Source organism: Verminephrobacter aporrectodeae subsp. tuberculatae At4, assembly GCF_000193225.1.
In the GTDB taxonomy this organism is placed as follows: domain Bacteria; phylum Pseudomonadota; class Gammaproteobacteria; order Burkholderiales; family Burkholderiaceae_C; genus Acidovorax; species Acidovorax aporrectodeae.
Genome location: NZ_AFAL01000416.1, coordinates 22,996 through 31,187, shown reverse-complemented (window position 1 = coordinate 31,187; position 8,192 = coordinate 22,996). Strand labels below are relative to the sequence as shown.

The 8,192-nt window shown below is 69.5% G+C and carries 6 protein-coding genes and 1 pseudogene; 4 read left to right on the top strand and 3 right to left on the bottom strand.

The window, feature by feature from the left end; translation table 11 throughout:
• Both VTU_RS27125 and VTU_RS0112740 read left to right on the top strand, forming a co-directional pair.
• On the top strand, nucleotides 1–1,195 hold a 1,195-nt coding region (locus VTU_RS27125), incomplete at its 5' end, for an aminotransferase-like domain-containing protein (protein ID WP_010104720.1).
• A 137-nt stretch (nucleotides 1,196–1,332) separates the two neighbouring features.
• Nucleotides 1,333–2,298 (top strand): LysR substrate-binding domain-containing protein, encoded by a 966-nt coding sequence (locus VTU_RS0112740; RefSeq protein ID WP_010104718.1) that lies wholly within the window; start codon nucleotides 1,333–1,335, stop codon nucleotides 2,296–2,298.
• Between the two features lie 18 nt (nucleotides 2,299–2,316).
• On the opposite strand, the gene VTU_RS0112735 is transcribed toward VTU_RS0112740, so the two are convergent.
• Entirely contained in the window at nucleotides 2,317–2,820 is a 504-nt protein-coding gene (locus VTU_RS0112735) for an Lrp/AsnC family transcriptional regulator (RefSeq protein ID WP_010104716.1), read from the bottom strand.
• Between the two features lie 123 nt (nucleotides 2,821–2,943).
• On the opposite strand from VTU_RS0112735, the gene glmS reads away from it, so the two are divergent.
• Entirely contained in the window at nucleotides 2,944–4,854 is a 1,911-nt protein-coding gene (glmS, locus tag VTU_RS0112730) for a glutamine--fructose-6-phosphate transaminase (isomerizing) (RefSeq protein WP_010104714.1), read from the top strand.
• Between the two features lie 18 nt (nucleotides 4,855–4,872).
• Here glmS and VTU_RS0112725 read toward each other — a convergent pair whose 3' ends face one another.
• Complete coding sequence (locus VTU_RS0112725; RefSeq protein ID WP_010104712.1) at nucleotides 4,873–6,312, bottom strand: M20 family metallopeptidase; 1,440 nt, start codon at nucleotides 6,310–6,312, stop codon at nucleotides 4,873–4,875.
• Nucleotides 6,313–6,477: 165 nt separating this feature from the next.
• Between VTU_RS0112725 and plsY the strand changes: the two genes are divergently transcribed.
• Complete coding sequence (gene plsY, locus VTU_RS0112720) at nucleotides 6,478–7,131, top strand: glycerol-3-phosphate 1-O-acyltransferase PlsY (RefSeq protein WP_010104710.1); 654 nt, start codon at nucleotides 6,478–6,480, stop codon at nucleotides 7,129–7,131.
• Here the strand turns inward: plsY and VTU_RS27120 are convergent.
• Nucleotides 7,128–8,191: pseudogene (locus tag VTU_RS27120) on the bottom strand (HD-GYP domain-containing protein). The gene plsY and the pseudogene VTU_RS27120 overlap by 4 nt on opposite strands.
• Between the last annotated feature and the right edge of the window lies 1 nt (nucleotide 8,192).

Genomic DNA, 8,192 nt, shown 5'->3' with positions numbered 1-8,192 from the left:
CCCGGCGCCGGCGGGCCAGCGCCTGGCGACAGACGCCGTGGGGCGCGGTGCCCGGGGCGTCGCGCCCGTGAATGCCACGGCGCTGATCCGCGGGATGTTCCACAAGATCAACGACCAGCCCCAGCCCGGGATGGGCGTGTTTCCGTCGCAATGGCTGGAGTCCGCGTTCATGCCCGCCGCGGTGCGCAAGGTGGCGAATGCGCGCGCGTTGCAGGATTTTTCCTTGCAGTACGGCGAGCCCCTGGGGGACGCCGGCCTGCGCCGCCAACTGGCCAAGCGGCTGGACGCGTTCGGTGTGCACACCACGCCCGAGCACATCATCACCACCGTCGGCGCCACCCACGCGCTCGACATCGTGAGCCGCACCCTGCTGCGGCCCGGCGACCCGGTCATGGTCGAGGAGCCCGGCTGGGCCGTGGAGTTTGCGCGCCTGGCCGCCTTGGGCATGCGCATCCTGCCCGTGCCGCGCCGCGCGGACGGCCCCGATCTGGCGGTCATGGCCCGGTACTGCGAGGTGCACCGGCCCAAGCTCTACGTGAGCGTGAGCGTGCTGCACAACCCCACGGGCCATTGCCTGGCGCCCGGCAGCGCGCACCGCGTGCTGCAGCTGGCCGACGCGCACGGCTTTCATGTGGTCGAGGACGACAGCTACAGCCACATCGCCCCCGAGCATGCGATCCGCCTGGCGGCGCTCGACGGCTTGCAGCGCACGATCTACGTGAGCGGCTTTGCCAAGATCCTCGCGCCCAACTGGCGCGTCGGCTTCCTGGCCGCGCCGCCCGCGCTGCTCGAACCGCTGCTCGATACCAAGCTGCTGACCACCCTGACCACGCCCGCCCTGCTGGAGAAGGCGCTGGCGCTGTGCATGGAGCAGGGGCAGCTGCGCCGCCATGCCGAGCGCATCCGCACGCGGCTCGATGCGGCGCGTGCACGCAGCGTGAAACTGGCGCTGGCGGCGGGTTGCCGCTTCGCGGCCGAGCCCGCAGGGCTGTTTGGCTGGGTGGACACGGGGGTGGACACCGACGCGCTGTCGCAGCGCATGCTCGACGAGGGCTACTTGCTCGCGCCCGGCGCGCTGTTCCACGCCGAGCGCAAGCCGGGCCCGCTGATGCGCATCAACTTTGCGACCACGCAGGACGCGGCGTTCTGGCGCGTCTTCGAGCGCCTGCGGGCGGAGCAGGACCGGCTGCGCTGACCCGCGGACAAACCGGATGCAGGAGCAATCCCCCACCATGGCGCCCCGATACACTGCCTGCGTCCCCAACCGATCGATGTGCTTGGCGCCGCTGTAGTCACTTGGAAAGTCCATCCCGAAGACACAAGGAGTCGTGCATGACCCTCACCGAACTCAAGTACATCGTCGCCGTGGCCCGGGAAAAGCATTTCGGCCATGCCGCCGACGCTTGCTGCGTGTCGCAACCCACGCTGTCGGTGGCCGTCAAGAAGCTTGAGGCGGAGCTCGACGTGAAGCTCTTTGAACGCAGCGCGGGCGAGGTCTCGGTGACGCCGCTGGGCGAAGAGATCGTGCGCCAGGCGCAGAGCGTGCTGGAGCAGGCCGCAGCGATCAAGGAAATCGCCAAGCGCGGCAAGGACCCGCTGGCCGGGCCGCTCACGCTGGGCGTGATCTACACCATCGGCCCCTACCTGCTGCCCGACCTGGTGCGCGAGTCGATTGCGCGCACCCCGCAAATGCCGCTCATGCTGCAGGAGAACTACACCAGCAAGCTGCTGGAGATGCTGCGCACCGGCGAGATCGACTGCGCCATCCTGGCCCAGCCCTTCCCCGACGCGGGCCTGGCCATTGCGCCGCTGTACGACGAGCCCTTCCTGGCGGCCGTTCCGGCCACGCATGCGTTTGCGCGCAGGCAGTCCGTGAGCGCCGCCGAACTCAAGAGCGAGACCATGCTGCTGCTCGGCGCGGGCCATTGCTTTCGTGACCATGTGCTCGCGGTCTGTCCCGAGTTCGCGCGGTTCTCCAGCAATGCCGAAGGCATCCGCAAGTCGTTTGAAGGCTCGTCGCTGGAGACCATCAAGCACATGGTCGCCGCCGGCATGGGGGTGACGCTGGTGCCGCGCCTGTCGGTGCCGTGCGCCGCGCTGCCCGGCGCCCTGCCCCGCAGCCAGGGCGCCGAGTCCCCCGTGCGCTACCTGCCCATCCGTGAGCAAGATGGCGGCACCCCGCCGATGCGCCGCGTGGTGCTGGTCTGGCGCCGCAGCTTCCCGCGCCACGAGGCCATCGCCACCCTGCGCAAGGCCATCCATGCCTGCGGACTGCCCGGGGTGACGCCATTACCCTGAGTCGGGCGCCGGCACCGCTCATGCGTGCAGCAACGGCACCCTGGTCGAGAATTTTGCCCGGCGCGTCGCGAAGAAGGCCCTGACGTTGCGCACGTTCGCATCGCCCGTGAACAGCCGCTGCGCCAGCGACAGATAGCCGGGCATGTCACGCACGTGGAGCACGAGAACAAAGTCCGGACCCGGCGACACGCGCCAGCACTGCTGCACCGCGGCGTCGGCCACGGCGCGGGCTTCAAAGGCGTCCAGCGACTCGGCGCCCTGGCGCTCGAGCGAGACCTCGACGATGCACGCCAGGCCGTGGCCCTGGATGGCCGCAAGCCGCTCGGGCTCAAGGATGGCCACCTGGCGCTCGATCAGTCCCGCCGCCTGCAGGCGCTGGACGCGGCGCAGGCAGGTGGGCGGCGACACGTGCACCTGCTGCGCCAGCGACTGCTGGCTCTGCGCCGCGTCGGTTTGCAGCAGATCGAGCAGTTGCAGGTCGATCCGGTCTAGGCTGATGGATTTCGATTTCTGTATTTTCATGAACTTGGATTTCACATTGCTTCAATAACGAAATTCAAATTCAAAAAAGGAAAATATCAATCAAATATTTCCTTGTTCGACGCCTACCATCGGACCCTCGTTTTCAACCCGGGGCAAAACAGCATGTGCGGCATCGTCGGCGCGGTCTCCACGCGCAACATCGTTCCCATCCTCGTCCAGGGCCTGCAACGGCTGGAGTACCGGGGCTATGACTCCTGCGGCGTCGCCGTGCACGCCGGCAGCCTGGACGCGACGCAGCCGGCCGGCCTGCAGCGCGCGCGCAGCACGGCGCGCGTGGCCGAATTGCTGGACCAGGTGCAGGCCGGGCACATACAGGGCGCCACCGGAATCGCCCACACGCGCTGGGCCACGCACGGTGCGCCTGCGGTGCACAACGCGCACCCCCACTTCAGCCATGGCGCGGGCCGCGACGCCGCAGCCGCGGGCCGCGTGGCCCTGGTGCACAACGGCATCATCGAAAACCACGAAGAACTGCGCGCGGCCCTGCAGGCCCGCGGCTATGCGTTTGCCAGCCAGACCGACACCGAGGTCATCGCGCACCTGATCGACAGCCACTACGGCGGCGACCTGTTCGAAGCCGTGCAGGCCGCCGTGACCCAGTTGCGCGGCGCTTACGCCATCGCCGTGCTGCACCGCGACGAACCCCGGCGCGTGGTCGGCGCGCGTGCCGGCTCGCCGCTGGTCCTGGGCGTGGGGCGGGACGGCTCCGAGCATTTTCTGGCCAGCGACGCCCTGGCCCTGGCGGGCGTCACCGAGCAGATCGTGTACCTGGAAGAAGGCGATCTGGCAGACCTGCAACTGGGCCGCTACTGGATCGTGGGTCGCAGGCCGGACGGCGGCTCCGAGCCCCTCCCGCCCGACCGGCGCCCGGTGCGCACGCTGCCAGCGCACAGCGGCGCGGCCGAACTCGGCGCGTACCGCCACTACATGCAAAAGGAGATCTTCGAGCAGCCGCGCGCGCTTGCCGACACGCTCGAAGGCGTGGCGGGAATCGTTCCCGAGCTATTCGACGGCGCAGGCCGGCCCGGCGTCGCCGCCTGGCGCGTGTTCCAGGAGATCGACAGCGTGCTCATCCTGGCCTGCGGCAGCAGCTACTACAGCGGCTGCACCGCGAAGCACTGGTTGGAGGAAATCGCGCGCATTCCGACCCAGGTGGAGGTCGCCAGCGAGTACCGCTACCGCGCCAGCGTGCCCAACCCGCGCACGCTCGTCGTCGCCATCAGCCAGTCGGGCGAAACGGCGGACACGCTCGCGGCCCTGCGCCACGCGCAAGGCCTGGGCATGCAGCACACGCTGAGCATCTGCAACGCGGCCAGCAGCGCCATGGTGCGCGAATGCCAGCTGGCCTACGTCACCCGCGCCGGGGTCGAGATCGGCGTGGCCAGCACCAAGGCCTTCAGCACGCAGCTGGCGGGCCTTTTCTTGCTGACCCTGGCGTTGGCGCAGTCCAAGGGCCGGCTCAGCGGCGCGCAAGAGGCCGCGCACCTTCGGGCCATGCGCCACCTGCCCGTGGCCCTGCAGGCCGTGCTCGCGCTCGAGCCCCAGCTCATCGCCTGGGCCGAGGACTTTGCGCGCATGGAGAACGCGCTCTTCCTGGGCCGCGGTCTGCACTACCCGATTGCCCTCGAAGGGGCGCTCAAGCTCAAGGAAATCAGCTACATCCACGCCGAGGCCTACCCTGCGGGCGAACTCAAGCACGGCCCTCTGGCGCTGGTCACGAGCGCCATGCCCGTGGTGACGGTGGCGCCCAACGACACGCTCCTGGAAAAGCTCAAGAGCAATATGCAGGAGGTGCGCGCGCGCGCCGGCGTGCTCTACGTGCTGGCCGACGCCGACACGCGCATCGAGCGCAGCGAAGGCATCCACGTGATCCGCATGCCCGAGCACTACGGCGCCCTGAGCCCGCTGCTGCATGTGGTGCCGCTGCAATTGCTCGCGTATCACACCGCCTGCGCGCGCGGGACCGACGTGGACAAGCCCAGAAACCTGGCCAAGAGCGTGACGGTGGAGTGATGCGCAGCGGGTGCTGCGTCAGGAGGGCAGCGCCATCCCGGACGCGCGGGCACCGTCCAGGCGGCCTTCCTCCCAGGGTGTGCCCGGCGCTTCGCCCAAGTCCCAGAACAGGCCCGCCATCATCGCCAGCCCCTCGCGGGCCACCGGAGCCAGCAGGTGCTCGTTCGGAGCATGCTGGGCGCAGGCCGGATACGAGTGCGGCAGCCACAGCGTGGGCAGACCCAGAATGTCGGCAAAGACCTCGTTGGGCAGCGAGCCCGCGAGATTCGGCAGCAGCGTGGGCACCTGGCCCGTGCTGCGCCGGATCGAGGCCAGGGTCCAGTCCACCCAGGGGTTGTTCAGGTCGAGCCGTGTGGCGCCATAGGCCATTGCCGGGGTGATCGCGACATCGCCGAAGCCCTGCGCGTCCAGGTGCTGGCGCAGGCCGGCCAGCGCGTTGCGCCAGTCGGTACCGACCACGAAGCGCAACTGGCAGTGCGCCACGGCGTGCGGCGCAATGGCGTTCACCGGGCGCTGCGCCGAGCCCGCGCCCAGTGCCAGCAGTTCCAGCGTATTCCAACCCACCAGCCGCTGCGCCGCTGTGAGCCCCGGCTCGCCCCAGCCGGGCGTGAGCACCGGGTCGTCGGCGCCGGTGCCGATGGCGATGTCCTGCAACGCCGTGCGCAGCTTCTCCGGCATGGCAGGGGGCAGCAGGCACTGCACCAGGATGCGCCCCTTGGCATCGACCAGCGTGCTCAGCGCGTGCACCAGCACGGTCGCGGGGTTGGCCAGCACGCCGCCCCAGTTGCCCGAGTGGTAGGCCTTGTCGCGGCAGCGCACGGTGAGCGAGAAATTCATGACGCCGCGCGCGCCCAGAAAGAGCGTGGGACGCTCGGCGTGCACGCGCGGGCCGTCGCAGGCCACCAGGAGATCGGCGCGCAGCGCAGCGCGGTGCTGCGTGCAGAACGCGGCCAAGCCGGGGGAGCCGGCTTCCTCGCCCATTTCCATGAGCAGCGTGACGTTGTAGCCCAGACGGCCCTGGCGCGCCGCCAGCGTGTGCGCCAGGGCCGCGAGGCTGATGCTGTGCTGGCCCTTGTTGTCCGCCGTGCCGCGGCCGTACCAGCGCTCGCCTTCGATCGTCAGTTCCCAGGGGGACAGTCCCGCGCGCCAGGCGCTGTCCTGCCCGCTGACCACGTCGCCATGCCCGTAGCTCAGCAGGGTGGGCAGGCCCGGGTCTTCCACGCGCCGCGCCAGCAGCAGGGGACCGCCCGGGGGTTCGGGGTTGTCCAGCACCTCGCAGTCGAACCCCAGGGGTTGCAGCCAGGGGACGATCTCGTCGCACAGATAGCCGCGCAGCGCGGGCAGGCTCTGCCCGGTGTCGCTTTCGGTGCGCCAGGCCACGCGCCGGCGCAGGTCCGCGGCAAAGCGGCCGTCGTCGAAATAACACTGCACGCTCTGGATCAATTGCTCTCGGTTCATGCTCACAGCTTGACTCCACGACAGGACCGCACAAGGGGTCGGATGCTGCCCACAATGGCCGGGCCAGTCAATCACGCACCAGACAGATCTTTGCCTTTGGCTGCCTCTGGCCCGGGCCTTGCACGCTGGCAAAATAGGTCGCTGCACGCACCCCGAGGAGTTGTCTTGACCGTCTTGTATCCCCTTCTTGCCGCCGTGGCCGCGTACCTGCTGGGCTCGCTGTCGTTCGCCGTCATCGTGACGCGCGCCATGGGCCTGAGCGATCCGCGCACCTATGGCAGCAAGAACCCCGGCGCGACGAACGTGCTGCGTTCCGGCAGCCGGGCCGCGGCCATCGTGACGCTGCTGTTCGACACCGTGAAAGGCTGGCTGCCCGTGGCCCTGGTGCTGTGGTTTGGCGCCCCGCATGGTCTGCACGACGGCACGGTAGCCCTGGTCGCCATCGCGGCGTTCCTGGGACATCTGTGGCCCGTGTTCTTCCGTTTCGAGGGCGGCAAGGGCGTGGCCACCGCGCTGGGCGTGCTTTTGGGAATCAACGTCTGGCTCGGCCTGGCCAGCGCCGCCACATGGATCGTGATCGCGGTCTTCTTTCGTTACTCGTCGCTGGCCTCGCTCGTTGCCGCGGCGTTTGCCCCGGTGTACTACCTGCTGGTCGATGGCGTGGTGTGGCAGGCTCAGGAGCCGATCGCCGCTGCCATCGGGGCCATGGCCCTGCTGCTCGCTTGGCGCCACGCGCCAAACATCCGGCGGATGATCGAAGGCCGGGAATCCCGGCTGGGCAGCAGAAAGCCGGAACCGGGGGAGCACCGCTCCGGTTAGGGCCGCGGCGCGTCAAACCGGCCGCGCCGCCAGAGCGAGCCGGGCACCGTGATCAGCCCGCGCAGCCCGGCGCTGTTGCGGGCCGCGTACAGGCCCAGGCGCACCATGGTGCGGTGGTCGAGTTCCAGGTCCACGGCGGAGCGTGCCAGCGCGGACTGGATGCGCGGTTTCCCGTCCTCGGTCTGGTACAGGCTGGGCTCGCCATAGTGGGTCCCGCTGCTGTCCAGCAGGCTGGCGACCAGCGGGTGGTTGGTCGTATCGCTGCGGCGCAGAACGATCGCCGTATCGCCGTTGTCCAGCTTGACGAAGGTCCCCGGAGGGCAGAGCCCGATGGAGTGCACCAGGGTATGGCTCACCTCGTCGCGCGGATCGACATCCTGCCCCGCGATGGCGCGCACCGAGTCGGTGACGCTGCGCCCGGGGCGCGACTTGCGCGGGCTGATCATGGCCGCGTAGCGGTCGATGGTCCCCAGGATGCGGGTCAGGCGGTCTTCGGGTTTCTGCCGGGCCAGCGCCACCCGGTCGGCGACACTGGCGTGGTGCTGTCCCACGACGTTCAGCCACAGCGCGTCGCTGATGTGCAGCCGTTCGAGCAGCGCCCGGCTCGCGTCCGGATGGCCCTCGATCGCCTCCCGCTGCGCCGTACTCGGGCGCTCGCGCTGCTGCGCCAGCTCGTTCTGCAGGTCGGTCATGCCGATGTTCATGGTGAGCGCGGCGTACACCAGGCTGTCGCGCTCGCCGGGGGAAATCTGCAGCTCGGCGCCATGATGTGGCACAGGGTGCCGCAGACCAGCGCGTGCGAGGCGCTGTAGCCGACGGTGGACGTGGACGCCAACTGGAACATCAGGTATAGCGCGGCGTCGATGTCGTGCTCGACCAGGTCCTGCAGCCAAGCGTCGAACTGCCGCAGCTTCAACGGGAAGTCCTGCACCCGCAGCGGCTGCGCGAGCAGCACCGACAGCGCCGACTCCAGGTCGGACCACAGGCTCAGCAGGTCCTCGTACTCGTCCTGCGGGGACGGGCTTGGAGGAGAACCGGGACGGGCGGGCATTGCGGACATT